Source organism: Trichocoleus sp. FACHB-46, from assembly GCF_014695385.1.
Classification (GTDB): Bacteria; Cyanobacteriota; Cyanobacteriia; order FACHB-46; family FACHB-46; genus Trichocoleus.
Genome location: NZ_JACJOD010000006.1, coordinates 108,451 through 135,412, shown reverse-complemented (window position 1 = coordinate 135,412; position 26,962 = coordinate 108,451). Strand labels below are relative to the sequence as shown.

Genomic DNA, 26,962 nt, shown 5'->3' with positions numbered 1-26,962 from the left:
AGTTTTAGTTAGAAAACACAATCTCAAATTTGACGCCATTACTCTGATTAATTTCAATAACCCCCTCAAGCTGCTGAGTTAGTGCGTTCACTAACTGCAAACCTAAAGAATCGGTGTTTTGATAATCCAAATCTTTTGGAAGACCAACTCCAGTGTCGCTGACCACAAGCATCAGGTGATGAGCATCTCTAAGACCAAAAGAAATACAAATTTCTCCAGTGTGCCCCTTGGGAAATGCGTGCTTGAGTGCATTTAATACCAATTCGTTAATAATTAGGCCGCAGGGGATCGCAGTATCCAGACCCAACCAAATTTCATCTATATTAATTCTTAAGGCGATCGCCTCAGAATTAATTTCATAGGTGTAAAACAAATTAGTCACAAGATCATAAATATACTCAGAAGCATTAATTCGGGCCATATCTTTTGACTGATATAACTTCTCGTGAATTAGTGCCATTGACTCAATTCGGTTTTGGCTTTCCCTAAAAATAGCCAGCGCCGCACTATCGTTCAGATACTGAGCTTGCAAATTCAACAAACTGGAAATAATTTGCAAGTTATTTTTAACCCGATGATGAATTTCCTTCAGTAAAACTTCTTTTTCTCGAAGCGACGTTCTCATATCTTCTTCGATTTGCTTACGATTAGTAATATCAAAACGAATCGAAAGATACTGAAACGGCTGACTCTGTTCATTAAGAAAAGGCACGATGGTCGTATCAACCCAGTAGTAACTACCATCCTTAGCACGGTTCTTAATTTCCCCTTTCCAAACTTTGCCCTTGGAGATCGTGACCCAAAAATTTTGGAAGAAATCCAAGTCGTGATAACTAGAGTTAATCAGGCGATGGTTTTTTCCAATCAGTTCCTCTCTGCTGTACTGGGATAGTTCACAGAACGTGTCATTAACATAATTAATCGTACCTTTTTGGTCAGTGGCAGCCACGATCGCCGCTTGGTCTAAAGCAAACTTAATATCTGATAATTCTTTCAAAGACTTTTGTAGTTTTGCCTCAGCCTGCCGCCGCTCAGAAATATCTTCAATCACAGAAATGAAATATTTGGGCTGAGTCGCTTCCCGCATCAGTGAAACAGTTAAATTAACCCAATTTGTAGAGCCATCTTTGCAGATGTACCGCTTCTCCATCGAGAAAGTCGAAATTGTCCCAGCTAAAATTTGGTGAACATGTCCCAAATCGGCGGCTAAGTCATCAGGGTGGGTAATGTCTTGAAAGGTTAGATTGAGTAGCTCTGAGCGGCTATAACCAACAATGTCACAGAGCTTTTGATTAACCCGCAACCATTGCCCATCCAAACCAACATGGCCGATCCCCACCGCAGCTTGTTCAAAAGTTGCCCGAAACCGTTGCTCACTCTCTCTCAGCGTGGCTTCCATGTGTTGCCGCTCAGCAATTTCTAACCTCAGTTCCTTGTTGACCTGAGCGAGCGCTGCAGTGCGTTCTGTCACCCGAATCTCTAGTTGGCTATGAGTGGCTTGGAGTGCTAATTCCGCTTGTTGACGTTCTAGAATCTGTTGCTCTAATTCCCGATTAGTTTTTTCTAACTGGGCAGAACTCGGTAAGGCCAGTAGTTTCGGCATTAGTGGTCCCAGTTCCAGAGCGGTGAAGAGAGACACTATGGCGGTGAAAGCCTTGATTGTGCCAGACACCCAATAAATCGGATACCAGAGGGTCCAAACCTCTAAGATATGGGTGGTGCCACAAGCAATAATGAAAGCGCCAAAGAGCAGAAAAATCCACGGAAAAGGAATGTCGCGGCGCTTGTGGATAAAGTAAAGCAACAAAACAGGAATTGAGTAATAAGCTAGGGCGATCGCTAAATCTGAAATCGCATGCAGCCAAACTAAGTGAGGTTGCCATAGATAGCAATGCCCATGTGGAATAAATTGATCCGAAGATAAAAAATTGCTAAAAAATTCCCACATAAAATCTATTATTTTATTTTCATGAGTTCAGCTTTTGAATCATCAGTTGGTTTGCTTCATGATAGGCATTACCAGGATTGACTTTATCTAAAAGCAAAGAGATCTTTAGTAGTTTTCCTGAACCAAGAAATCTAAATTATAAAGTTTGAATTCTAGGGATTAGAGAGAGGTTGTTCTATCTCAAACTTTGTTCTATCAACCGCCCCAGTACAGCCGTAATCGTACGGAAGTCATTGAGTAATCAACCCTTCATCCTTTTCTATGTTTTGGATTCACTTCCCTGCTCTGGTAAAAAGCTTATGTAGATTCACGCGAATGTAAAGTGGGCTTAAGCACTGGTCAGAACCTACCTCAGTTCCAGAAACCTTTTGAACCTTAAAATAGGCCGAAAAATAGATAAATCAGAACACTAAGTGGCAGGATAGAAAAGTTGGCTTAGGAGTATCGCTTGGCTGAGTTGCAACGATTGGCGATCGCGCCCACTCAACTGCATCAAGAACAAATTTGCTTAACCGCAGAGCAACAGCATTACTTGAGTCGAGTCTTGCGGCTCCGCTCTGGCGATCGCTTTATTGCCATGAACGGACAAGGTCAGTGGTGGCTAGCAGAGCTATTGGCGAGCCCAGATCAATCACTAGAAGCACAGATTATTCAAACTTTGACGGTTGATACTGAGTTGCCTATTGCAATCACGCTAGTTGTGGCTTTACCGAAAGGCAGTGGATTTGATGAGGTGGTACGACAAGCTACCGAACTAGGCACTAGCTGCATCGCGCCTGTAATTAGCGATCGCACCTTGCTGCATCCCAGCCCCCAAAAACTAGAACGTTGGCGGCGCATTGCTCAAGAAGCAGCAGAGCAGTCTGAGCGACAAGTGGTGCCTACGATTCTGGAACCCGTCCCACTAGCGCCTCAACTTCAGCAATTGCTAGCGACAACTCCGGGCACACCTAAGGTTGTTGGGTACTTGTGCGTCACTCGCTACGATGCCCCCCATCTGTTGAACTGCTTACAGAGAGATTTAGGGTTTGGGAATCAGCAACCGTCGCTGTCTGCGCTATCCTCAATGGTAATTGTGACTGGGCCAGAGGGTGGCTGGACAGAGGCGGAAGTTGAGCAAGCGATCGCGCTAGGATATCAACCTGTGTCCTTGGGGCAGCGCATTCTCAAAGCTGTCACCGCTCCCTTAGTAGCCCTCTCTCTAGTCGCTGCAGTGGCTGAGGCCACTCCGAGTCCCATCTCCACCACATTGCCAGGGTGAGCTGAAGAAATATATGACTGAGCTGGAACAAGTAGCGGCTGCCTTTGACAGCAAGGACTATCGCACTGCCGCCCAATTGCTGAAAACATTGCTACAGCGCATGCCAGAAAATCCTTGGGTGCAGTTGTATCTAGGGCGCATGCATGAAGTATCAGGGAAGCTAGAAGCGGCTGAGACAGTTTATCGGCAGCTCCTCCGCAACTCACTGCATCCCAAAGTGGCGACGCAAGCTCGGCAAGGGATACAACGAGTGGAAGCAATTGTAAAAGCGCAACGGCAACAAGCGATCGCTGAAGCAACGGCTGACCCTGCCAACACGGAACTCGGATTTTTGATGCTGGCCCCAGTAACGGGGGAAGCCAGAAACGTCGCCGCCCAGAATTTTGCTCGCATCATGAAGCTGGATGCCTATACCGCCCGGATGCAACTACCCAGTCGCAGTTGGCAACTGTACCGCACTGGCCCCATTGGGGAACTGCAAGTCTATGGCCAAGAGTTACGTAACGCTCAGATTCCTGTGTATTGGGCGGGTTTAGCTGAAATCGAAAAGTTGCGCGTCTTTCGCGTCCTACATTTTCAATCAGTTGCCCCCCAAATTACTGTCGTTTGCCACAACGAATTTGATCAAGTCGGGTCGCTAACCTTTGAGTGGTCAGAGGTGACGCGGCGGGTTGAAGGACTCCTGCCTATTTTTGGTGATGTGATTGATCAAGGAGCTTGGGGCAAGCTGCAATGGAAAGAACAGACCCAAGACTACGCGCATGTTTGGGACTTGCATATTCCGGGCCGCCAGTCCATCCTACGATTCTGCGACAGTAACTATCTGTTTCAAGAAGATGCCGCGATTGCTGACCAGGTAACGCCCCAGACCACCACTCGAATTAATTGGAACCACCTGATCGCGTTTCTGAATCAGAAATTGCCCAATCTAGAAACTTGGTCAGATTTCACAGGCTTTGCTGAAACTACAGCAGACCATATTCCCCCCTTAAGCCGCATCAAACCGCAAATTGACATAGAAAGAAAAGCAGAGACCCATTGGGACCCTGCTTTTCAGCTCTATAGCGCTCTGGTATTTTTGCAGTCAAGTTGAAAAAGACTTAAAAGAGGCAAATTAGGAGAGGAGAGCCTCAAAACCTAGCAACTAGGTAGGAACTTTAACTTGGCGAGCCATATCCAAGAAGGAACTCATGTTAGGGCCAGGACGACGGCGATCGCCAAAGCTAGAAAATGCGATCGCAGGTTCAGACGACTTTTGTCCGTTCTGGTTATTCGCAGCGGCAGGAGCGGGCTGAGCAGGAGCGGGTGGCGTTGCTTCAGTTTTCGCAGCCTCAGCCTTGGCAGCCTTTCTAGCTTCAGCCTTCCCAGGTTGAGCAGCGGGCTCTGGCGCTTTGGGAGCTTCGACCTTAGTAGCTTCAACCTTGGCAGGTTGGGCTTTCACGGGTTCAGCTTTTGCAGCTTCAATCTTGACAGGTTGCCCATTCGCTGAGGAGTCATCAAATTCCATGAAATAGCCTGACTTCCGCTTAGGCTGTGGCACAGCACTGGGCGCATCTGCGGATGACTTCTTGTTAAAGAAGCTAGTTACAAAGGCCAAAATTCCATTAATTAGTTTCTTAATAAAACCGAACATGATACCCGCTCCTACCGTTGGTCCTGATGAGTTGAATGAAAACCCGAAAGATTGAAGCTAGCTGAGACTTAGAGCTGCTTAATCTAATTGATTTAATTATGAAAATTATGAAATTTTCTGATTCAAAAGCACAAGATTACTCAACATTAATTTACAAAAGTTTATTGACAGCATAAGGAGTACAAATACTTATCTCCCAAGAGCTAGATTAAGCCAAACTGCTTTTCAGACTTTTAGGTTGCTGCTCAGAATCAACTATTTGCCCTTGGCTTTTACCCTTAGCTTTTGTCTTTAGCCAGTCTATTAGCTGTCCTAAATCAAGCTCAAAATTGCGATCGCTACTGTCTAAGCTAGAAGTGTAAGCAGAACACATTAAGGAGTTGCATGGGTTTTCGCCATCCAGTGTTGCTAATTCACGGCATTAACGACACCGAAGCCGTCTTCCACTCCATGTCTCGTTGCTTAACGCGATTAGGTTACTCAGTCCACAGTCTTAGCTTAACGCCTAACAACGGTCATTTAGGCTTGGAACATCTAGCAGCTCAAGTTTCTAATTATGTAGCTAGAACCTTTGCACCAGAGCAACACTTTGACTTAGTTGGCTTCAGTATGGGTGGCATCGTTAGCCGTTATTACGTGCAGCGCTTAGGCGGAATTGCCCAAGTTAAACGTTTTGTCACCATTGCTTCACCCCATCAAGGTACCTGGCTCGCCTACGGCTCTGAGCGGCCTGGTTGCAGACAAATGCGGCCTGGCAGTGCTTTTTTGCAAGACTTAAATCAAGATGCTGAGATCTTGAAACAGCTCGATTTCACCTCCATTTGGACCCCGCTAGACTTGATGATTGTGCCTGCAAATAGTTCGCTGATGCCTGTGGGTCAAAGTGTGCCAGTTTGGGTGCCGAGCCATGCTTGGATGGTGTCTCATCCCCAAAGTTTGCAAGCCGTGGCTTCCTGTCTCCAAACTCCGCTCCAAGGTTCTAGCTCTAGCGATCGCCCACTTGAGCAAAGTCGCGATCGCCAAAAATTGCCGCTGGATGGCAGTAGAACTTAAACTCCAGCAGATTGTGAAAGGGATCTTCGAGAAAGAAGGTGCGGTGTTCTAGAGGCAGACCGGGGAATCGGCGCTTTGGTTCTTGGTAAAAGCGCAATTGCCGTTGTTGCGATCGCTCTAGCAATTCTTCCCAATCGGATTCTGAGGTAAACACCAGCCCAAAATGTCTGGGATAAATGCCTCGTTGTGGGATGAGTGGTTCTGAAGTCGTGTGAGCTACCAGTTGATGCCCGTATAAGTTGAGGATCACAGAGGTAGCATTCTCGCGCCCTACCGTACATCCCAATCCTTCCGCATAAAAGGCTTTAGTTTGAGCAATGTCAGCTGCTGGAAAAGCCAAGTGAAACAAGACAGTATTCATAAACTCTAATTTCAGCAAACTACCTCTCTTAAAGATAGTTTCCGATCCAAATATTCTTTGAATTTAGAGTTGGAATCAGGCCAGGAACGGTGCCAGAAAATATTAATTAGTTAAGTGAGACACAAAAAATAATTCGAAATTCATACTCAAACCATTGCTTCAGATACTACATCAAACTCCACAGAACTATTAAGAACTGCGTGCAATCTCTCCCAAGCTATCCTAGATTATGGTCTGATTTTTTACAGGTAGTCTGCTCAATTCTGCTTAACTTAACCACATGATTGCAGACAGTACCGCCGCTAAAAAACAGTCACTCAAAGTTGGCCTATGACTAGAATTTACTTTGCTACTAACCGCCGTCCTAATCGAGCCGCAGACCCTGATGACTTTGGTAGTAACTTTAGCGACGATGGTTTAGCAAATTTACGCTTTGGTCGAGCCGAGGTGTCAGGCAGCAACTTTGATCAAATTCAGATTCGAGTCGCTTCTGAGGACTTATTGGCAGACCCACCTGTGTTGGGTAGCCAAGCCATCTTTGAGCAGGTGCGTCAACAGATGGCTCAGACAGGTGAAGATACCATTATCTTTATTCATGGCTTCAATACTTCCTTTCGCGGAGCTTTAAGTCAGGCAGCTCGGCTACACCAAGTTTTGACAGCTAACGACCCCATTGAGCCGACACGTCCCTTGCGGCTGAATATGTGTGTCTTTTCCTGGCCGTCGGATGGTTCCTTGCTGTTGACCAATCCGCGATCGCGCGATGCTGTCGCCTACAAAAACGATCGCCTAGATGCCGCGGCCTCTGGGGTCGCCTTTGCGCGCGCCTTCTTAAAAATGGCTGATTTTATTAATGATATTAATCAGAACTCTCAGCCCCGCTGCAACCAACGATTGCACCTGATCGCTCATAGCATGGGCGCTTATGTGTTACGAGCTGCCTTGCAAGAAGTCAAAAAGCAAGTCGTTCAGTTACCTAGGATCTTTGATCAAGTGTTGCTGACGGCAGCCGATGAAGACGATGATGCCTTCGATTTCGATTACAAGCTATTTTCCTTGCCTCGCATTACTCGTCGCACTAGCGTCTACTTCAACCGCAACGACTTAGCTTTGTGGGCTAGCGACACCTTAAAAGGGAACTCTCCCCGCTTGGGCACCGATGGCCCTATGCAACCACAACAACTGCCTCGCAACGTCTACCCAATCGACTGCACCGATATCATCTCCCGCATTACCGATCCCACCGAGCATGGCTATTTTACGACTGTGCCGCGAGTCGTGACTGACATGCGACAGGTGATTCGTAATCAAATCCCAGATGAAATCCGGGGGCGACGCTATATCCCTGAAACCAATCGCTATCGGTTGCTCATGGGACTCGACCCCCAAAATCGCTAAGACCAATCTCCCCCAATCCACTCTCCCAAGCCAAAAAGAATTATAAATCTGTCTCCCCTTCCCTAGTAGGGAAGGGGCTGGGGTTAGGTCTCAAGTTGCCTGACTAGGAAGAAATTTCAGGGAAACTCCATTCATACAGTAGCGCTGCCCTGTAGGCCGAGGACCGTCGTCAAACACGTGACCGAGATGCCCCCCGCAACGGCGGCAATGTACCTCCACTCGTGTCATGAACCAAGACTTATCAGTAGTAGTCGCGATCGCATCCTCAATCGGAGCATAGAAGCTAGGCCAACCCGTACGGCTATCGAATTTAGTTTCAGAAGTAAATAGTGGCAACTCACAACCAGCACAGATATAAGTGCCCTGACCATATTGCTTGTCTAGTGGGCTAGTGCCAGCCCGTTCTGTTCCATGCTGACGCAGTACTTGAAACTGTTCTGGCGTCAAAATCTGCCGCCACTCTGCTTCTGTTTTAGTAATTTCAAAGTTTTCGTTGGTAGTTGTCATAGCGCTTGAGTTTCCACGTAAATAAGATAAGCCCCAGGCCGAGCCAACAATTGCCGCACCCGCCCAGATAAAGTTTCGTCTCTGCATTCCTCCATTATGAAGTCTATGAAGCGGCTGATCAGCCAGCTAAATTCAGCTAGCAACTTTTTGGAGGGGGTCTGGGGGACGCAAGCGGCCCTCAGCGGGGGTTTGGGAGCAAGCGCCCTCAAGATTTTGATTCAAGTCTAATGAACAAGACATCTCGCCTGTACGCTAGGGTGAAGTTGTAGTCAGCTCAAGTTCTACCAAGCCCTTTGTGAGGTCACAGCATGGATCCGCTAGAAAGCGTCAAGATGGCCGTTACTACCCTTACTGCCAACAAACTGCGAAGTGGCCTGACCATGCTCGGCATCATTATTGGCAACGCTTCCGTGATTGCGATGGTAGGAATCGGGCAAGGAGCCCAGAAGTACGCTGCCGAGCAGTTTGAATCCTTAGGGCCGAACGTGTTGTTCATTGTGCCTGGATCGAGAGAAGCCCAGCGCTCCACCTTTGAAGTTCCCAAAACGCTGGTTCTGGCTGATGCTCAGGCGATCGCGACTCAAGTTCCATCCGTCAATGCCGTCGCTCCCCAAATCAACAGTCAGCAACTAATCACTTATCGCAATAAGAACAGCAACTCCATCATCATTGGCACCACACCAGAATTTCTTACGGCCCGTGACTTTGAAGTCGGCCAAGGCCGCTTTATCAGTGAACTGGATTTAGAACGCAATAACCAAGTCGTTGCACTTGGCGCTGAAATTGCCGAAAAGCTGTTTGGTAGTGAAGAACCTGTTGGTAAACAGATTCGGATTAAAGATGTCAGCTTTCAAGTCGTTGGGGTCATGGAGGCGAAAGGAGCCTTTCTAGGCAACAACCAAGACGACACGCTTTATATCCCACTCACTACCATGTCCAGCCGCATTGTCGGGCGCACGTCTCCCTATGGCATCGACTTAACCTTCATTGTCGCCTCGGCCAAAAACGAGAAAAGTGTGGAAGCTGCCCAGTTTCAAATCACCAATTTGCTGAGACTGCGACATAAAATCGCTGGAGATGATGACTTCACGGTGCGATCGCAAAAAGATGCCTTGGAGGTAGTGGACAACGTCACTGGAGCGCTGACCATTATGCTAGCGGCGATCGCAGGTATCTCCCTTTTCGTTGGTGGCGTGGGCATCATGAACATCATGCTGGTGTCCGTGCGAGAACGCACCCATGAAATTGGCCTCCGCAAAGCTATTGGCGCAACCCAGCAAGACATCCTGATTCAGTTCATGATTGAGTCAGTAATTTTGGCTGCTCTAGGAGGCGCAATCGGTACCTTTATCGGAGTTGGTGGCATTGGGTTAGTGGGTGCAGTTACTCCCTTAAAAGCAGGCGTTTCCCCGATCGCAATTCTGGTTGCAGTGGGCGTTTCGGGTGGCATTGGCTTGTTCTTCGGAGTTGTGCCTGCGCGTCAAGCCGCTAAACTAGACCCCATCGTCGCCTTAAGAAGCGCATAAAGCGCCTAAAAGATAATGCATCAGAAAATTGCTTAAGGAGTTGTAGGAGCGATCGCCATGCCAAACTCTGTGATTATCCGACTAGAAGATATTGCGAAAACCTACGGCTCCGGTGAAACCGAAGTCCGAGCGCTCGCAGATGTAGACTTGGTGATTGAAAAAGGAGAATATTGCTCCATCATGGGCGCTTCCGGTTCTGGGAAATCCACCATGATGAACATGATCGGCTGCTTAGATCGCCCCACATCTGGCAGCTACTACCTAGATGGTGTTGATGTTGCTCGCCTCGGAGATGCCGAACTCGCCCATATCCGCAATCGCAAGATTGGGTTTGTCTTCCAACAATTCCATTTATTGCAGCAACTTAGCGCTTTAGAGAATGTGATGCTGCCGATGGTTTACGCCAACATCCCCAACGACGAACGCCGCGATCGCGCCGCAGAAGCCTTGAAACGAGTGGGCTTAGGAAACCGCATGAACAATAGACCCAACCAACTCTCTGGTGGACAACAACAACGAGTCGCCATTGCTCGCGCGATCGTCAATCGCCCCGTGCTGTTACTCGCAGACGAACCTACAGGTGCACTCGACACCCGCACCACCAAAGAAGTAATGGACATCTTCACCGAGCTCAACGCCAGTGACATCACCATCGTCATCGTCACCCACGAACCCGATGTCGCCCGCCTCACCAAACGCATCGTCTGGTTCCGCGATGGTCAAGTACTGCACTCCCACCTGCACCCTGAAGAACTCGGCCAAGTGGCAGCCGCATAACCCTAATTCGCAATTCGGAGTTCGCAATTCGTAATTGAGTTGCTAGCAGACTCAGCAATTTAAATAATTATTACGCTGCTCTTAATGAGACGGATGGCTTGAAGTTTAAGGGAAAACTGAAATTGAGGATGCCAGTTCCCTTTAGGTAAGCCCTGCCATGTCCCGCAAGTTACCAATCCCTTTGATTTTGCTAGTCGCCATTTTATTCATAGCCCTAGGCGACAGCTTTTTACCCCAACCCCTGAGTGGAGCCAGCCTTAGCACCCGTACTGCTCTGAATTCCGCGATCGCAGGTATCTTTCCTTCCTGGCGACCCAAAACCAAACCCTACGAACGCACCGAAAAAGCCCTAGAACAAGAACAAAGCGCTCCCTAAACTCTAAAACCTCTCCACCGAAAAGCGGAAAGAAAACCAAACCCTTTTGGAGGGGGTCTGGGGGACGCAACCGTCCCTCAGCGGGGGCCTCAATGGGGATTTAGGGGCAGGTGCCCCCAAGTCCTCCTACACTTAGGCTTCCTTCAACCAGCTAAACATCGCCCGCAGATCCTTACCCACGTCCTCGATGGGATGTTCTGCTTCCTGACGACGCATCGCTGTAAACCCAGCCTTACCCGACTGGTTTTCTAGCACAAACTCACGGGCAAACTGACCCGACTGAATTTCACTCAGCACCTTCTTCATCTCAGCACGAGTGCTATCGGTGACAATGCGAGGACCACGAGTCAAGTCACCATACTCGGCTGTGTTGGAGATGCTATCGCGCATCTTCGCCAAGCCACCTTCCACAATCAGATCCACAATCAGCTTCACTTCGTGCAAGCACTCAAAGTAAGCCAATTCTGGTTGATAGCCAGCATTCACCAAGGTCTCAAAGCCAGCCTTAATTAGCGCACTCAAGCCACCGCACAGAACCACCTGCTCACCAAACAAGTCAGTTTCAGTTTCTTCGCGGAAAGTAGTTTCTAGAATGCCACCACGGGTGCCACCAATGCCTTTGGCATAAGCCATCGCCAGATCGCGAGCTTGACCAGACGCATCTTGATACACCGCAAACAGAGCAGGCACCCCTTGGCCTTGCTCATAAGTCCGACGTACCAAGTGACCAGGACCTTTGGGCGCAGCCATCACCACGTCTACATCGCTAGGAGGCACGATCTGACCGTAGTGAATGTTGAAGCCGTGCGCAAAAGCAAGAACTTTGCCTGCCTTCAGGTTGGGTTCAATCTCTTCTTTGTATACGGTCTTTTGCACTTCATCAGGTAACAAGATCATGATGAAGTCAGCCGCAGCCGCAGCATCAGCTACGCTTTTAACCGTCAAGCCTGATTCTTGGGCCTTTGCAGCAGATTTGCTCCCTGGATACAGCCCGACGATGACGTTCATGCCACTATCTTTGAGATTGAGAGCGTGGGCATGACCTTGAGAGCCATAGCCAATGATTGCAATGGTTTTTCCAGCTAATAAGTCTAAATTGGCATCAGCGTCGTAATACATTCGAGCCATATCGGGTGTCTCCTGACCGCATGCGCGTGATTCTCTGCAAACTCTTAATCTTATCAGACTTCTGTCTCAGGGTCGTTGCGAGCAAGTAAGGTTAAATTCTAATCAAATTGTAAAACAAGGCACTCCCTGCCGCCCGTTAAAAGCAGCTCCAGAGTTACGTTGTTATTTGAGCTTGAAATACATTGCTAGAGCAAAATGGACCATCCAGACCATGATCCTTTAACTGGCTTACCTACTCTGAAGTTAATGCAGGAGCACTTTGCCTATTTGGTGGGTGAGCAGGATCAGTTTGGAATGCTTTTGTTAGACATTGATGGATTTATCCTCTTTAACTCGCTATGGTCATCAAGCAGGGGATCACAAACTTAAACAGCTTGCCTATCTGATCCGCCAGGTCACGCCAGAAGATGCAAGCGTTTTTCGTTCTGGTGGAGATGAGTTTGTAGTTTTTCTAGGTAGAAGACAGATGGCAGAAGTTGCCTCAGTCGGAATGAAAGTTTGTGGCATGGTCAGACAGCACTTTTCATTCGTACCCCCAGTGGAACGCTCCTACTGTTTTCCCGACGGGAGCTATCTCAAGATTCAGGCTGCTTTCACAGTTTCATGCGGAATTGCTTTTTATCCAGCACATGGCAAAAATTTTGTTGCTCTACACGAAGCAGCATCAACAGCGATGTGGCAAGGCGGCAAGCGGTTGCATGGAGGAGTCCTGGTTGTAGCAGAGCTTAAAGATGACTGCTGCTAATTAATCTAGCCAATCAGTCGCAAGTAGATAGCTTTTCTAACTTTGTATCGAGGCTGAAGCAGAGAATCGAGCACCACATCAAGGGCTGGAACTTTGCTTTACTCAAACTCTCAGAGCTGCGTTTGCATTCTTGCATGCAGGTGGGAACTGCCCACGCAAACAGGTGCTAGAAGCAGAACTGCCTAGAACGCTGAAGCTCCTGGGAGTTGAGGCAAATGCAGACCAACAAGCTCAGGCGATCGCCGTTTTCTCAACTAAAACTACAACTAGATGCCCTGGAGGCTTACCAGAGACTAACTCAGGTGGGTTGGCAGCTATTTGCTTTAACTTGTAGAAAAGCTAAAAACGCAAAAAACCCCCTGAGTAGGGGGGATGAGAGCAAGAAGTTCGTCACAATGATTAAGCTTAAGCAGTTATTAGACTACTTGTTGTAGGGCTTCCTCTTGGAGAGCATTGAAATCTGCACCACGAGGCAGACGCTTTTTAGCTTCTTCGTCCAGCTTTTTCCGAACGGTTAAATTAGCAATTCCAGTTGCTGGCAAGCTATAAGTTTGTTGGAAGGTCTTCATGGCTCGCAGAGTCAGAGGACCGTAAAATTCGCTTACAGGCAGCTTAGCATTGACGGTTAGATTCAAGCTGTACTGAAGATTTTTCACGATTTGTCCAGCTTTAATTTCTGTTGCGGCATCTAATCTGCCTGTAATTGGCAAGCTGTATTGGGCTTGAAATTCGCGTAATGCTGCCTGAGTGTAGATATCTAAGGTGGCGTCGTAGTTGCCGTTAATGCCGTTGGGGCCTAGGTTATATCCCAATCCATCCAAAACTTCTTTGATTTGAGTTAGAGAGTAAGCCATGATGCAATTCCTGCTGTTACTTGAGTAAGGGCTCGATTGATCTCAAGTTAGCTTTGGCAGCGCTGCTGTCACCTCCTACGGTGTGGTCATCCAACGGCATGAGCTTGTTTTCCTCCCATTGGGTTGAGAAAATGCTGGTAGTGAAAGTGAAGTTATTTAATTGCTAAAGTTATTTTTCGGTGATGTGGACGTATATAAAAGCACTAGGCGATCGCGGATTTAACTAAAAATTTCCGAGGAGCAAAATAAGCCGTAAAAACGGGCTTGATTGGAATCCCAGGGTCGCGTAAGAATACTAAATCCAAGTCCGCGACTTCACACACGGTAAGAATGAATACACAGCCAGATGACCAGCCTCATTCTGGGAGTACCGATACCGCGATCGCTCAGCAGTTTAGTCAGGCCGCTGCTCGGTATCAACGTTTTTCTAGTTCTTTCAGTCGTACGCTCAACCCGCTCTTTAGTTTTTGCGATTGGCAACTGGTACCGCTAGAGCGAGGGGTGGAGCTAATTATTTCTTGTACGAGTAGCAATGTGCGATCGCAGGTGATCAACAGTTTGCTACCCATTTCAACCAGGCTACAAAGCTTGTTTGGGTGTTCTAAGATTCGGGTTTTGGGTGGGTCTTATCCGTTTGAGACGAGTACGGATGAGGTGATCCGTCATCACCGTTATTGGAAGCGGTACGACAATCGTTAAGTATTTGCTAAGAACCAGGCCATTGAGGGCGTTTGCCCCCAACCCCCGCTGAGGGACACAACCGTCCCTCAGACTCCCTCCAAAACAAATTAACTTCCGTTGTTTACTAAATTAGTGCGTCTTCGCTTCGGGGAAGGAATTAGGGATTAAGTTACTTCCTGCTTGGGTTTCTGGGTTACGGGTGTACCAGTAGGCCCAGGCAATTAGCACAGCTTGGAGAGGAAGCCTAGCCCAGTACAGAGCTTGGTTTTGGGGGATCCCGTCAATCTTGATGTTGTGCAATGTCATGTAGATATTGGCAGGGAACACCGCAATAAACAGGGAAATTAAGCCCCAAGCTGCTGCCACACTAACGAAGGGAATCATTAAGCCAATGCCCCCTAGAATCTCAAAAACGCCACTGATGTAGACGGAGGCGAAGGGGGGAAACGGTGGCGGTACGATGCGGGCGTATTGTTCTGGTCTGACGAAGTGGCTGATGCCAACAATAATCAGACAAACCGCAAAGATACCCCGAAGGATTTCTTTGCGGCGATAACGGGATTGAGGGGCAGAGGACATAGAAACTCTGGAAAACGCTAGTTCAACGGTAGCGATCGCTTCTCCGTTCTGCGTCTACCAAGAGTTAGCTTTTAGCGTCGCCCAGAAACTGTAGGAGGGGGTACTTCCACAGGAATGGGTTGAGGAGCCAAGCGCCGTTTGCGTCCGAAGCCACCATGCCAATCATGGAGCAAGGTGTAGAAGCAGGGAATGATAAATAGAGTGAGCACTGTGGCAAGGGACATCCCAAAGAAAACCACGATCCCTAGAGGCTGCAAAAATTCTGACCCTTCTCCAATTCCCAGCGCGAGGGGAAATAGGCCTAGAACGGTGGTGACAGTGGTCATCATAATCGGACGTAAACGTCGAGGAGCGGCGGTGAGAATGGCGGTGCGGCGATCGCAACCCTCCTCTTCTCGAATCTGATTGGCTAGTTCCACCATGATGATGGCGTTATTGACCACAATCCCCACAAGCAAAACGGCTCCAACTACGACTGTGGCACCGATCGCGGTTTTGGTGACGTACAGACCTAAAATGCCACCTGCTAGCGCTAAGGGCACAGTCAGCATGATTACCAACGGATCAATCAGGGAGTTGTACTGCACCGCCATGACCACAAAGACCAGAAACGCAGCCAGCCCACCAAGGGTCTTTAGAGAATCTTGCAACTGACGACTTGACTCCGCTGCAGAGCTAGGCAACACTGATACTCCTTCGGGTAGCTCAATTCCAGCTAGGACTGTATTGACTTCCTCCAGGGCTGCGCCCAAACTAGCTCCCTCATTCAAGCTGCCTGCAATGATAAATACTTGCCGCTGGTTGATGCGCTGAATTTCGCCGGGTGCTTGACCTTCTTCAATCCGAGCCACATCACCAAGTCGAATCCGGCGGCTATCTTCAACAAACAAGGGAAGTTGAGCCAATTCAGAGGCTTGCTGGATGGCTGTCTGATTGAGTTCTACTCGCACATCCACTAAGCGGTTACCTCGCTGGAGTTGCGTGGGTACTGAGCCTTCTAGGGCAGTTTGGATGGTGTCACCAATATCTTGAGTCGTTAAACCAACAGTAGCCAGACGTTCCCAATCTGGGCGAATCTGTACTTCTGGTTGGCGTTCATCTGCATCGGGTCGGAAGCTGGCGAGAGCAACGCGATCATCCAAAGCTTGCAACGCCTGGCGTCCAGCTTGGCTCAGTTGTTGAGCATTCGGGCCTTGTAGAATTACATCAATTTCTGCCCCCCGCACTGGAGAGTTATTCAGCACAATGCCTCGCACTTGGCCAGGGTTCAGCCGCAGTCGAATACCAGCCAAATTTAGTTTGTCAAACTCTTTGCTGACTCGAGCTACATAAGCTTCAACATCGCTGCCAGGCTTGAGTGTAACTGTGCTGGTAGCACGGAGCGGGTTGGCACTCGTGTTGCTGCCAAACAAAGAGCCACCGACGGTCGTGAAGGCATAATCTGTCTCAGGCTGTTCCAGCAGAATTTGATCGACTCTAGCCATCACCTTCTGACTGGTTTCGAGCGGGGTACCTGGGGGAAACTGAGCCGATAAGTTGGCTTGACCTGTGCTGATGCGTGGCAAAATTTCTTGAGAAATTTGACCTGCCATCCATAAGCTGCCGCCACCTAAAACGACAATGACGATCGCAACCACGACCAATCGGTGACGCACCACTTTGGCTAAAGTATTAGCGTAGCTACGAGTGGCTGAGTCGAAGCGTTCGTTAAATTTCCGCAATATCCAAAAGCGATCGACATGACTCGACCAAGGCAGCATCAGCAGTCGCGCCGAGAGCATCGGCACCACTGTGACGGCAACAACGAGAGAAGCAACTACCGCAAAGCAAATGGTGAGAATTAATTCGTTGAAGAGTAAGGAGACAAAACCACCAATTAGGACAAATGGCAGGACCGACACTAAGTTGGCTCCAGTCGCTGCCACCAAGGAAGACTCAACTTCTCGGCTACTCTCCTCAACGATTTCATTCGCGGCTTGGGTCGAATACTCAGTTGCAGTTCCCTCGCCTGCACTTTGCCTTGATTCTGCGACTCGCTTATTAATGTTCTCCAAAATGACCACAGAGGTATCCACCGCTTGGCCAATACTAATGGCGAGCCCCCCTAGACTAAAAACGTTGAGGGAGAAACCAGACAGCTTCATCACGATCGCCGCCGCCAAGGCACACAAAGGAATCGTGAGAGAGATAATGAATGTCTGTCGTAATGAACCTAAAAACACCAAAACTGAGAGAGCTGCCAAACCTGCGCCTGCTATCCCGGAACCTGTCACATCGGAGATGGAGTTACGAATAAAGCGCGACTCATCTAAGGTTGGACGGATCTCTAAGTCTTCTGGAATTAAACCAGACTGCTTGAGGGCTTCCAGCCTTTTTTTGACACCATCTACCACTGCAACTGTGTTGGCATCGGGCTGCTTTTGCACGCTGACTTTAACGGCAGGCTGGCCATTCAGCGCCACAAATACACGCTGTTCTTCATTACCGTCAATAATCTCAGCAAAGTCTCGCAAGTAAACCCGACTAGTCAGAGGAGAACTTGCAGAGGAAGTACTGTTCCCCCCTTGTGTGGTTCCGCTACTAGGTGCTTGGTTCGTAGCGGAGCTTCTGCCTCTCGTTTCAAATGACAAATTAGCAATTTCGTTGGCGTCTTGAAATCGACCCACGGTGCGGGTCAGTGGTTCTACGCTAGAGCCTAGAATGCGACCTCCAGCCACATCGACGTTGCGATCGCGCAGGGTATTCAATACATCTGTCAGCCCCACACCAGACGCTTGCAGACGGTTGAGGTCGATGTTGACTCGGACTTCTTCGGCCACACCACCGGAGACATCGACGGAAGCAACCCCAGGGACAACGCCTAACTCACGGGCTAGCTCTTCATCGGCAAACACGCGCAAATCCACGCTTTCACGGGAAGGCGAAGTTAGAGCAAACTCATAAACAGGTAATTGCGATGGATCAACCTTAAAGAGGCGCGGCTCCTCTACCGTTTCTGGCAAACGCCCCCTAGCTCGGTTGAAGGCAGCCGTGGCTTCATTCAGAGCTTGGTCAATATCACCACCTGGCTGAAAGAACAGGTCTAAACTCACCTGTCCTTCGCGCGTTTGGGAATAGACTTGCACCACTCCCTCGGTTGCAGAAAGCGCTTCTTCCAGGGGCTTGGTGACTTCATCGACTGCCACTTCTGGAGAAACTCCCGGCGCATCTACCCGCACCCCAATCCGGGGATAGGTAATGGAGGGCAGCAGATCAACTTGCAGCGTCGTGAGGAAGAAAATTCCCACCACAATCACGGCTAGGGTCAGCATCAGGGTACCGATATGCTGACGAATCGCGATCGCACTGACGCTAAAGCCTTTGGGTTGAGGAGCTTGCATTACCGCTGTTTCCCTTGGTTTGGATTAGGTTGAGTCGTTCGGGTAGGCTGGGTGGTTTGAGTGGGTTGAGTCGGTTTTTGAGTTTGGCCAGGTTGAGTTTCCGAGAGAATGCTTAGACGCACCGGGGCACCATCCTTAAGCGGTCGGCCACTACGAGCTACAAACTCTTCACCCACGCGCAAGCCAGACAAGATTTCCACTTTCCCGTTAGCTTGCTGGCCTAAGGTGACAGAGCGGGCCACGGCTTTGGGTTCTTGGGTATTGCCATCCACGACAAATAAAGTGGCATTACTAGTGGCGTTAGTGCGCTGTTGCTGGCCTTGCTGGTCTCGCTGACCTCGCTCTGACTGAATGGCCGATTCTGGCACTACGACCCGTTGCGATCGCCCCTGCACAAAACTCACTCGCGCAAATAGCCCACTACCCACACGACCATTCTCGTTGGGAATCGTAACTTCAATCGGGACGTAAAGAGCATTTGCCACAGGCGTAATCCGAGTTACTTCCCCACTAAAGACTTGATTGGGAAACGCATCTAAGCTCACCCGCACGTCTTGCCCTTGGCGAATGGTGCCGAGTTGCTTATCCGCGACGTTGACGATGACTTTAGCGCTGCTCAAATCACCCAAGCGCAGAATCTCGGTGCCTGGTTGCACCAAAGTGCCTGGGTCCATTTCTCGCTTCAGCACCACACCTGTCACCGGGGAACTCAGCGTTGCATAAGATTGCCGCTCGTTCGCTTGAGCCACCACAGCTCGCTGAGCTGCCACCCGCCCTTGAGCCGCCACCACTGCCTGCTGCCTGGTGCGGACTTGCTCTTGAGCCGAGCGTAGAGCTTGAGCCGCAGTACGAGCTTCAGTCTGGGCTTGTTCAGCAAGCTGAGCGGCGATCGCTCCTTCACGCAACAACTGTTGGAGCCGCGCCGCATCGGATTGGGCTTGTTGCAGTTGGAGCCGCGATTCTTCCACCTGCGTCCTGGCATCATTCACTTCCGCTTCCGCTTGAGCCACTTCCGACTGGCGGGTAGCTAATTCCGCTTGGGCTTCCGTGACTGAGGTAGTCAACAGCGAAGCATCTAACTGGGCGACTGTTTGACCTTCACTAACCGTATCCCCCGCATCAACGAGGAGATCGAGCAATTGGCCTTCCACTTGAGCCCGCAGAGATACTTCCCGCAGCGGCTGAGTTGTTCCGGTAAATTCCAAATTTTCTTGCAAGGAGCCAGTTTCAGCGATCGCCACATCCACTGGAGTTGGGCCACCGCGTGCCCCTCCGTTCTGCTGCCGAGGTGCTTCTGCATCTGCTTTGGTGAAAATTCCGCAGCCTGATACAGTTACCAGCAGGATCAGCAGCAACGCTCGACTGGCCAGCAGTAGCGGAAATCGTTCTGAGGTTTGAGGCTTTACGTCAGCAGACTGTGGCATAACTTGAACGAACCACTCGAACGTCGTTTCTGAAATTTTAACTTTGCTTTACAAATTTCGGTACACTTACTAGGTATATCAATTTGTTATAAGCAAATTCTTTGAATTAGCCCATGCTTGAACTAGCCGCTCTCGGACTTCTGCAACAGCAACCGTTGCATGGATATCGCCTCAAACAGCAGCTAGAGCAGTTTATGAGTGGTTGTATTAGCGTCAACTATGGGGCGATTTATCCCTTGCTCAAACGCTTAGAGGACCGGGGTGACATCATGACTCAAACTGAGGAAGCGAGTCAGGGAGGCCCCAGCCGGAAGATCTACCAAATTACATCTCAAGGACGCGATCGCTGGAAGCAAGAAATGATGGCTCACCCCCACGAAAGTTGGGTGAATGCGCGATCGCGGTTTTGCATCAAGGTTTTCTTCTTTAGCCACATAGAGCCAGCCGAGCGGCTGAAGTTAATTAAGCACCGCTTAATGACTTGTCGGTTGCGCTTAGAAAGTCAGCAAGCCGAGCCAACGCCGAGTGATCCGTACCAAGCGGCGATCGGGCAACGATTTGAGATGGTGTTGCAGGATGAAATTCAGTGGTTAGTCCTGCAACTGCAACAGGAAAAGCTGGACAGTTTGGACAGTCCACCTCAGCCTGCATCCATGAGCCTAGATAGATTTACGGCTTATAGCGAATTCTCTTAAGGCCAACGCTAAAACCCAATTTGCCGCCACGATAGACTGATTCATGATTTAGTGATTTAGTAGAAATTGGCACAGAAGACACACCTAGAGTCTGTCAAGCAACCAACTCTGCTTTTTTGATTTTGCTCAATTCATTCATGAGAGGGAAAGGGTAATGACCCTTCTAGTTGTGCTATGAATCCAAACCTCAAAGGGCTAAACATCCCAGCAGAAGTTTTTGAAGCTCTGGAGTTGCGATCGGCTATGACTGGCGTAGACAAAGCCGATTTAGTGGTAGAAGCCCTGCGGCAAAACTTGGATCTGGCTTTCACCATCGAGCATTTGATTGCTGAGATTGCCAGCTTGAAAGCGAATGATCAGAAGTTAGAAGTTGATGTTTTGGATCTTAGGCAGAAGGTGGATGGTCTAGAAGGACGATTTGCTGGCCTCAAGACTGCGCTGGAGCGAAATACCGAAATTGCTTTAGGAGCTAGGATGCGATGCACCAGAGCAGTAGCCCAATCTAGAAGCTTAGTGGCTCAAGCTCGCAGCACCCGCCAAGCTGTTGCTGAGCGTCGGAAGCAATCGTGGTCCTAAGTTGAGTGAGGGGTGGTACGTCCTGCTAAGTGGGCAACTGTCGCAATCAGGTCGGATGGGCTCACAGGCTTGGAGACATGCAGTTGAAAACCAGCTAGGAGTGCACGGTTTCGGTCGTCTTCTCTAGCATATGCAGTCAAGGCCGCCGCTGGAATGTGCCCTCCCTGCTCGGCTGGTAGCGATCGCACTTGATGAATCAGGGTATAGCCATCAATCTCTGGCATGCCAATGTCGCTCACCAGCACATCTGGGCGTTGCTGCTGTATGGCCGCCAAAGCTTCTGTGGCAGAAGCAGCCGCAATCACACTCGCACCGCATTGTTCTAAAGCAGTCGCGACAAATTCGCGGGCATCGGGTTCATCATCCACCACCAGCACTCGTAAACCTTGCAGATCGATAGATGGTTCTGAGACGCCTAGATTGCTGCTAGTCGTAGAAGCTGGCTCAGGGCTGGTCGATTCTAAGCGAGCCATAATCAAGGGCAATTTAACCCTAAAAGTAGCTCCCTGGCCTTCGCCTAGACTTTCGGCTTGCACTACTCCGCCATGCAGTTCTACCAAGTGCCGCACGATCGCCAGTCCCAATCCTAAGCCACCATAGGAGCGAGTGGTAGAACTGTCTGCTTGGCGGAAGCGCTCCCAGATATAAGGCAAAAATTCTGGGTTGATACCTCGCCCTGTATCACTGATGATAATTTCCGCCTGAGCCTGGTTCCGCCCTAGCTGAATTTGCACTCGGCCACCGGATGGGGTGAACTTAATGGCATTGGAGAGAAGATTCCAGACAATCTGCTGGAGGCGATCGCTATCCCCAGAAATCGGGCTGGCCGATGAGTCCAGCACAGATTGCAAAAGAATCTGCTTAGCATCGGCAGCAGGACGCACTGTCTCGATCGCAGCTTCAATCACTGCTACCAAATCCACCGGACGCACTTTCAGCCGCAACTTACCCGTGATGATTCGGGAAACATCCAAAATATCTTCGATCAAAGTTGCCAGCGAGCGGGTGTTGCGTTCCACTGTTTCTAAAGCCCGTGCCACCATCGCTTCGTCAAACTGGCGCGATCGCAACAATTGCGTCCAACCCAGCATGGCATTTAAGGGGGTTCGCAACTCATGGGACAAGGTGGCTAAGAACTCATCTTTTGTGCGGTTGGCATTTTCGGCTTGGGTGCGTTCTTGTTGAGCAATCGCATAGAGGCGGGCATTATCCACCGCGATCGCTACGCGACGAGCCAAGTCTTCGGCCAAGGCCAAGTCAGCTTTACCATAGCGCCGACCTGACTCAGCAGCCACAAAGATGATAGCTCCTAGAATCTGCTCACGCGCTACCAGCGGCACGATCATTAAAGATTTGAAGCCAATTTCCCGCATCAGCTTCAAATGCTGAGGATCACGGGCTCCCTGCACCAGCATGGCATCAGTGACTTCTGGGTAAAGTTCGGCATGGCCAGTCCGTAACACTTGGGCTAGACCTGTGGAAGCATTCGGATCGAGCGGATATTGCTGGCGGAGTTTATGTCCTAGCTCGACTTTGGCTGGATCAACATGGGCAACCACCAGTTGTTGCACCGCGCCATCGGGCTGAATGATATCCACCCCACACCAATCCGCTAAAGTGGGCACCACCAGTTGAGCAACGCTCGTGAGCGTAGTTTCGTATTCTAGAGAGGAAGCAAGAACCGTACTAGCTTGGGCGAGGAATCGTAGCGCCTCTTCTGCTCGCTTGCGCTCGGTTAAATCTAAGGCAAAGGTAATTCCTACATTCGGATCTTCTTCCAGCCGGGCACCACCCACCAAAACCGGAATCCGACTGCCATCTTTGCGAATGAATTCCTTTTCGTAAGCAGAGCAAACGCCACCTCTCTGATCTTCTAGAATGGCCTGCTCATCTAGATAACGATATTCAGCAGGAGTCAAGGCATCCCAACGCAGCCGACCTGCTGACAAGTCTTCGGGTGTGTAACCGACCATTTGCAGAAAGGCGTGGTTGGCTTCCAAGATGTTGCCAGTGCGCCCCGCAAAAAACAAACCGATAATATCTGCTTCAAATAAACGCCGGAAGCGCCCTTCGCTATTTCTGAGAGCAGTTTCTATTTGTTTTTGTTCAGTAATATCCTCATGCATGAGTACTACCTCACGCGGGCGGCCCTGCTTGTCCTTCACGGGGTAGATAAAGGCTCTCACCCAACACTGAGAGTCTGAGCGCGAAGCGATTCCGGGTAGCGTAGCTTCCAAGTCATACAAGACCGCTGGGATAGCGGTGGCGACTCCGGCGAATCCCCGTTGAAGATAGGGCATGAGACCTTTCTCGACCAATTGCTGATCGGCCAAAACGTTGTAGTCACCCAACTGCTCTAGCGTGATGCCCCACAGTTCTTCCCAAGCCTGGTTCACCTGAATCGTGCGACCATCAGGTGCAAAAATTTGGGTGCTCCAAGGTGATTGCTCAATTAGCGTCCGGAAGCGTTCTTCACTCTGGCGCAGCGCTTGTTCTGACTGGTATAACTCCGCCAGCGATCGCTCAGCGACAGACCGAGCCTGTACTTGCGATCGCGTCACCCAAAACAGCGCCAAACTCAACCCAATTCCACTCAAGGCAATGTATGGTACGAAGCTCTTGCTAGAAGCTAGTTCAAACTCTGGGCTAGAGGTGAAAGTGATGTGCCAAGCTCGACCCGCAATGGCGATCGCCCTAGATGTAGTGAACCGAGGACGGTAAGGCAAGCGTTGGTGAATCCGCAATCGATCCGAGCGGTGCAGCAAGCTTTGTGGGTTTCGATCAGATCCGTCATAAATTTGGAACTCAACCGCTGGATATTGTTCATTGCCGAAGATACCTGCCATCAGGTCATCGGCTCGGAAAGGACTGTAGACGAAGCCTTGCAAAGCTGACCGCCGCCCGGCGACTGTACCAGGAGTATCCCCCGTACGATACAGCGGTACATAGATCAAAAAACCTGCTTGCTTATTTTGCTCAATCTCTTGTAAGAGAGTCACTCGACCCGAAGCTGCCGCAGCTCCAGAATCACGAGCCTGCTCCATCGCTGCCCGCCGCACTGGTTCTGTAAACATATCAAACCCGAGGGCTGCTCGATTGCGCTGGTCGAAGGGTTCTAAGTAAATAATGGCGTGGTACTCGGCTCGCGGAAAGTCTGGTTGAATGGCAAAGTTAGTAAAGCCCTGCTGTCGCATCTCACCAATAAAAGCATCCTTGTCGTCTGTCGTCAGCCGTACCGAGAACCCAATCCCTTGAGTGCCTGGATAACGCCGCCCTAGTTCTACCTGTTTTACATAAGTGCGAAATTGGGCTGAGGTAAGGCCCTGATTGACAGCAAACAATCCACTACTGGAGCGTAGTAGGGCGATGTAGGTTTCTAAACGATTTTGAATTGCATCTTCAGTCCGCTGAACTGCATTCTCGAATCGTATTTGGTCTTTGGCTCGCGCCACAGCCGCCACGTAAGCAGTCGCAACGGTGGTTAGCAGCAATGCTCCCCCCAAAACGAGATAGGGGGTCCAAGTACGACGGGGCCGAACAGGTGGCCAAGGCAATCTCAATTTCATGTTGACGCTGACTCAAAGAGCGAAGCGAGGACGGCGATCGCTCCAAGGCTGTAAGGCTTCAATCTGAGCCGCCAAAGCAATCAGAGTAGACTCCGCCGCAGGTCGCCCCACAATTTGCACCCCCACAGGCAACCCTCGCGGATCAAATCCGGTTGGAATGGCGAGCGCAGGTTGACCACTGGCATTAAATGGCGGCGAAGGAGCGACCCAATTGGTAATTTTCTGCAAGGTTTCGGCAGGGTCTAAGTCAGCCCATTCTCCCACCCGAATTGTGGGGTGCAGAAAGACAGGCAGCACCAGCGCATCATAGGTATTGAAGAAAGCCACAATGCGACGGGCGATCGTCTGCATCATCCCCACCGCTTGCAGATATTCCCCACAAGAATCAGACTGCTCTAGCATCCAGCGATTCATCGGTTGCAGATACTCCCCTGGAATTCCGGATGCTGCCACTCCCGCTCGCCAAACCACTGTAAACGGCTCTACCAGATCCGCAAAGTCAGGACAACCCGGTTCAACTTGATGCCCCATCTTTTCTAACAACTTCACTGTATCTAAAACCGCTTGCTGACAAACGGGCTCAGCTTCTCCAATCGGTTGCACCGCAGTCGAGAACGCAATTCGGAGCGGTGGTACAGGTTGCCCAGCCGTAGCTTTGGCTTGCTCTGCCACCTTAAGGAAGGAAGGATTCGGGTCTGGGAGCCAATAAGGATCACCTGTGGTGTAACCGGACATCACATCTAGCAGGGCTGCCGCGTCTGTGACGGTGCGGGCCAAAGGGCCATTGGTGGCAAGCCCACTCAAGCGATCGCCTACAGGTGCATAGCTAATTCGGCCTCTAGAAGGCTTAATGCCCACCAACCCACAACAAGCCGCTGGCCCCCGAATCGAGCCACCACCATCAGAGCCTTGAGCGATCGCACATAGCCCTGCCGCCACTGCTGCTGCTGCCCCACCGCTAGACCCACCGGGCGTGTAGTCCAAATCCCAAGGGTTTCGAGCGGGAGGAAAGCCTAGAGGTTCTGTGTAAGGAAAAGAACCCAGCTCAGACGTTGCGGTTTTGCCCAGGATCACAAAGCCTGCTTGCCTGATCCGCGTCACCACGCCATCTTCATAGTTAGCGATATTGTCTTTCATTACCGGAGTGCCGTAGGTACAACGCACCCCTAGCACCGCACTCAAATCTTTAACCGAAATCGGCACCCCAAAAAACGGTGGCAGTTCATCAACGTTGTTCTGAGCGAGAATCTCTGTTTTGGCTTTGGCATCTGCGATCGCCTGCTCTGCGGTGACCGTGAAATAGCTACCAAGCTGACTATCTAACCGTTGAATCCGCTCCAGATACAGCTCGGCTAGTTCTAACGGCGACACTGTTTTGGCACGAATCAGTTGTGCTTGCTCAACAGCGGGGGTAAAGGCTAACTCAGTTCGATCCATAGTTTTCTTCCAGCGATCGCGATACTTTACCAAAACAGGTGATTCAGAGATTTGCGGAATAGCCTCACCCCGTTTGGTTCCTGATAATCTAGGGGCAACAGTTGCAGCAAAGCCGCTTGCAATGCGTCCATGGCGGCTTGGGCTTCATGAGGTTTGGGGCGATGGGAGGCAGGAAAGTGCAGCGGTTCACCAAACCTGACCGTTAAAGTTTTACGAAAATAGAGGTCTTTGGTGCCGATTAACGCAACTGGCACAATGGGTACTCCTGCCCGCAATGCATAGATCACAGTCCCCCGTTTTAAGGGTAAACGCAATTGTCCTTCTAGCGTGCCCAATCCCCCCTCCGGAAACAGGATAATGCCATCACCGTGAGCAAAAATTGCTTGCACCGCCCGATCAATTTGCCGCAAAGCCGCGATCGCATTCCCCGCCGGAACATCTTGCTCCAAAGCCGCTGCTAGCTCAGCCAAATCGGGGCGATCGCATTTGGCCGCCTCTATCACCGCAGTTTCCTCTCGCCAGCGCCGCTCGACCGGAATCACCCCCCGCGCCTGCCGTAACACCTGCCGCTTCCACCACTTGTTATAGAGCGTCCGGGCATCCGCCAAGATGTGGTAGTACGGCACACCTGGAACTTCCGAGAGCAGCAAGAACGGGTCAATGTGATTAAGATGGTTAGCTGCAAGCAGAGCTGGGCCTTGGGGAATCCGCTCCGGATATTCCACTCGCACCCGAAACAAACTGTGAATCAGCGATCGCAACACAGTTCGCCGAAACTCACCTGATACGGGTCGCTCAAACTGACCTCTCGCGATCGCCTCTGTCTCATCTAGTGCTGATTGAATACTGGCTCGAACTGTGCGATCGCGAGCTGCCGCTAACCCCTCTTGCACCCGCTGCACCACCGCTGGAGTTAACTTAGGTAGCGCTTGAATCGCTCCTAGATCATCCGATCGCGATTTACCCACCACATCAAAAGTTGGCTGCTCAGAAGGGGGACTGCCCATGCTCCCAATCTCACCTGAGAATGTCTAGCCAGTATAGGGCGAAAATTTTA

Annotated in this window: 24 protein-coding genes; 12 read left to right on the top strand and 12 right to left on the bottom strand. The window is 50.1% G+C overall.

The window, feature by feature from the left end; all coding sequences use genetic code 11:
* Positions 1-4: 4 nt before the first annotated feature.
* Positions 5-1,948: a PAS domain S-box protein gene (locus tag H6F72_RS00905; RefSeq protein ID WP_190431152.1), complete on the bottom strand. Its 1,944-nt coding sequence runs from the start codon at positions 1,946-1,948 to the stop codon at positions 5-7.
* Positions 1,949-2,396: 448 nt separating this feature from the next.
* Between H6F72_RS00905 and H6F72_RS00900 the strand changes: the two genes are divergently transcribed.
* Entirely contained in the window at positions 2,397-3,209 is an 813-nt protein-coding gene (locus tag H6F72_RS00900; RefSeq protein WP_190431151.1) for a 16S rRNA (uracil(1498)-N(3))-methyltransferase, read from the top strand.
* Between the two features lie 13 nt (positions 3,210-3,222).
* A complete protein-coding gene (locus tag H6F72_RS00895; RefSeq protein ID WP_190431150.1) occupies positions 3,223-4,302 on the top strand; it encodes a tetratricopeptide repeat protein in 1,080 nt (359 codons plus the stop codon).
* A 51-nt stretch (positions 4,303-4,353) separates the two neighbouring features.
* On the opposite strand, the gene H6F72_RS00890 is transcribed toward H6F72_RS00895, so the two are convergent.
* Positions 4,354-4,842 (bottom strand): hypothetical protein, encoded by a 489-nt coding sequence (locus tag H6F72_RS00890; protein WP_190431149.1) that lies wholly within the window; start codon positions 4,840-4,842, stop codon positions 4,354-4,356.
* 384 nt (positions 4,843-5,226) lie between these two features.
* Here H6F72_RS00890 and H6F72_RS00885 point away from each other — a divergent pair, with 384 nt between their 5' ends.
* Positions 5,227-5,895, top strand: coding sequence for a triacylglycerol lipase (locus H6F72_RS00885; protein WP_190431148.1), 669 nt, complete (start codon positions 5,227-5,229; stop codon positions 5,893-5,895).
* On the opposite strand, the gene H6F72_RS00880 is transcribed toward H6F72_RS00885, so the two are convergent.
* On the bottom strand, positions 5,828-6,256 hold the full coding sequence (locus H6F72_RS00880) for a VOC family protein (protein WP_190431147.1): 429 nt from the start codon (positions 6,254-6,256) through the stop codon (positions 5,828-5,830). The two genes, H6F72_RS00885 and H6F72_RS00880, sit on opposite strands and share 68 nt — an antisense overlap.
* Positions 6,257-6,586: 330 nt before the next feature.
* Here H6F72_RS00880 and H6F72_RS00875 point away from each other — a divergent pair, with 330 nt between their 5' ends.
* Positions 6,587-7,654 carry an alpha/beta fold hydrolase gene (locus tag H6F72_RS00875; protein WP_190431146.1) on the top strand — a complete coding sequence of 356 codons (1,068 nt, stop codon included), beginning with the start codon at positions 6,587-6,589 and terminating at the stop codon, positions 7,652-7,654.
* A gap of 90 nt (positions 7,655-7,744) precedes the next feature.
* On the opposite strand, the gene msrB is transcribed toward H6F72_RS00875, so the two are convergent.
* Entirely contained in the window at positions 7,745-8,161 is a 417-nt protein-coding gene (gene msrB / locus H6F72_RS00870; protein ID WP_370527421.1) for a peptide-methionine (R)-S-oxide reductase MsrB, read from the bottom strand.
* Positions 8,162-8,469: 308 nt separating this feature from the next.
* Here msrB and H6F72_RS00865 point away from each other — a divergent pair, with 308 nt between their 5' ends.
* The 3 genes from H6F72_RS00865 (at position 8,470) to H6F72_RS00855 (ending at position 10,840) form a co-directional block, all read left to right on the top strand.
* The gene (locus tag H6F72_RS00865) at positions 8,470-9,687 is read left to right on the top strand and encodes an ABC transporter permease (RefSeq protein WP_190431144.1); all 1,218 of its coding nucleotides are present in this window, start codon (positions 8,470-8,472) and stop codon (positions 9,685-9,687) included.
* Positions 9,688-9,744: 57 nt separating this feature from the next.
* On the top strand, positions 9,745-10,464 hold the full coding sequence (locus tag H6F72_RS00860; protein ID WP_199298816.1) for an ABC transporter ATP-binding protein: 720 nt from the start codon (positions 9,745-9,747) through the stop codon (positions 10,462-10,464).
* Between the two features lie 157 nt (positions 10,465-10,621).
* On the top strand, positions 10,622-10,840 hold the full coding sequence (locus H6F72_RS00855) for a hypothetical protein (protein ID WP_190431143.1): 219 nt from the start codon (positions 10,622-10,624) through the stop codon (positions 10,838-10,840).
* A gap of 132 nt (positions 10,841-10,972) precedes the next feature.
* Here the strand turns inward: H6F72_RS00855 and ilvC are convergent, their stop codons facing one another.
* The gene (ilvC, locus tag H6F72_RS00850; RefSeq protein WP_190431142.1) at positions 10,973-11,968 is read right to left on the bottom strand and encodes a ketol-acid reductoisomerase; all 996 of its coding nucleotides are present in this window, start codon (positions 11,966-11,968) and stop codon (positions 10,973-10,975) included.
* A gap of 313 nt (positions 11,969-12,281) precedes the next feature.
* Here ilvC and H6F72_RS00845 point away from each other — a divergent pair, with 313 nt between their 5' ends.
* Positions 12,282-12,713, top strand: a complete 432-nt coding sequence (locus tag H6F72_RS00845; protein ID WP_199298814.1) for a GGDEF domain-containing protein — start codon at positions 12,282-12,284, stop codon at positions 12,711-12,713.
* A gap of 163 nt (positions 12,714-12,876) precedes the next feature.
* Positions 12,877-13,047, top strand: coding sequence for a hypothetical protein (locus tag H6F72_RS00840; RefSeq protein WP_190431141.1), 171 nt, complete (start codon positions 12,877-12,879; stop codon positions 13,045-13,047).
* 82 nt (positions 13,048-13,129) lie between these two features.
* Here H6F72_RS00840 and H6F72_RS00835 read toward each other — a convergent pair whose 3' ends face one another.
* Positions 13,130-13,567: a peptidoglycan-binding domain-containing protein gene (locus tag H6F72_RS00835; RefSeq protein WP_190431140.1), complete on the bottom strand. Its 438-nt coding sequence runs from the start codon at positions 13,565-13,567 to the stop codon at positions 13,130-13,132.
* 330 nt (positions 13,568-13,897) lie between these two features.
* On the opposite strand from H6F72_RS00835, the gene H6F72_RS00830 reads away from it, so the two are divergent.
* A complete protein-coding gene (locus H6F72_RS00830) occupies positions 13,898-14,266 on the top strand; it encodes a hypothetical protein (protein ID WP_190431139.1) in 369 nt (122 codons plus the stop codon).
* Positions 14,267-14,377: 111 nt separating this feature from the next.
* On the opposite strand, the gene H6F72_RS00825 is transcribed toward H6F72_RS00830, so the two are convergent.
* The 3 genes from H6F72_RS00825 to H6F72_RS00815 all read right to left on the bottom strand — a co-directional run bounded on the left by H6F72_RS00825 (position 14,378) and on the right by H6F72_RS00815 (position 19,631).
* The gene (locus H6F72_RS00825) at positions 14,378-14,827 is read right to left on the bottom strand and encodes a DoxX family protein (protein WP_190431138.1); all 450 of its coding nucleotides are present in this window, start codon (positions 14,825-14,827) and stop codon (positions 14,378-14,380) included.
* Between the two features lie 71 nt (positions 14,828-14,898).
* Positions 14,899-18,207 carry an efflux RND transporter permease subunit gene (locus tag H6F72_RS00820; RefSeq protein ID WP_190431137.1) on the bottom strand — a complete coding sequence of 1,103 codons (3,309 nt, stop codon included), beginning with the start codon at positions 18,205-18,207 and terminating at the stop codon, positions 14,899-14,901.
* The gene (locus tag H6F72_RS00815; RefSeq protein ID WP_190431136.1) at positions 18,207-19,631 is read right to left on the bottom strand and encodes an efflux RND transporter periplasmic adaptor subunit; all 1,425 of its coding nucleotides are present in this window, start codon (positions 19,629-19,631) and stop codon (positions 18,207-18,209) included. Before H6F72_RS00815 ends, H6F72_RS00820 begins: the two co-directional genes overlap by 1 nt.
* Positions 19,632-19,744: 113 nt before the next feature.
* Here H6F72_RS00815 and H6F72_RS00810 point away from each other — a divergent pair, with 113 nt between their 5' ends.
* Together H6F72_RS00810 and H6F72_RS00805 are read left to right on the top strand one after the other, a co-directional pair.
* Positions 19,745-20,326, top strand: coding sequence for a PadR family transcriptional regulator (locus H6F72_RS00810; RefSeq protein WP_190431135.1), 582 nt, complete (start codon positions 19,745-19,747; stop codon positions 20,324-20,326).
* A 174-nt stretch (positions 20,327-20,500) separates the two neighbouring features.
* Positions 20,501-20,902, top strand: coding sequence for a hypothetical protein (locus H6F72_RS00805; protein WP_190431134.1), 402 nt, complete (start codon positions 20,501-20,503; stop codon positions 20,900-20,902).
* Here H6F72_RS00805 and H6F72_RS00800 read toward each other — a convergent pair.
* The 3 genes from H6F72_RS00800 to H6F72_RS00790 are packed head-to-tail and all read right to left on the bottom strand — an operon-like array spanning position 20,899 to position 26,912.
* A complete protein-coding gene (locus tag H6F72_RS00800; RefSeq protein ID WP_190431133.1) occupies positions 20,899-24,468 on the bottom strand; it encodes a CHASE domain-containing protein in 3,570 nt (1,189 codons plus the stop codon). The two genes, H6F72_RS00805 and H6F72_RS00800, sit on opposite strands and share 4 nt — an antisense overlap.
* Before the next feature lie 12 nt (positions 24,469-24,480).
* A complete protein-coding gene (locus tag H6F72_RS00795) occupies positions 24,481-25,905 on the bottom strand; it encodes an amidase (RefSeq protein WP_190431132.1) in 1,425 nt (474 codons plus the stop codon).
* A gap of 26 nt (positions 25,906-25,931) precedes the next feature.
* On the bottom strand, positions 25,932-26,912 hold the full coding sequence (locus tag H6F72_RS00790) for a 1-acyl-sn-glycerol-3-phosphate acyltransferase (protein WP_190431131.1): 981 nt from the start codon (positions 26,910-26,912) through the stop codon (positions 25,932-25,934).
* Between the last annotated feature and the right edge of the window lie 50 nt (positions 26,913-26,962).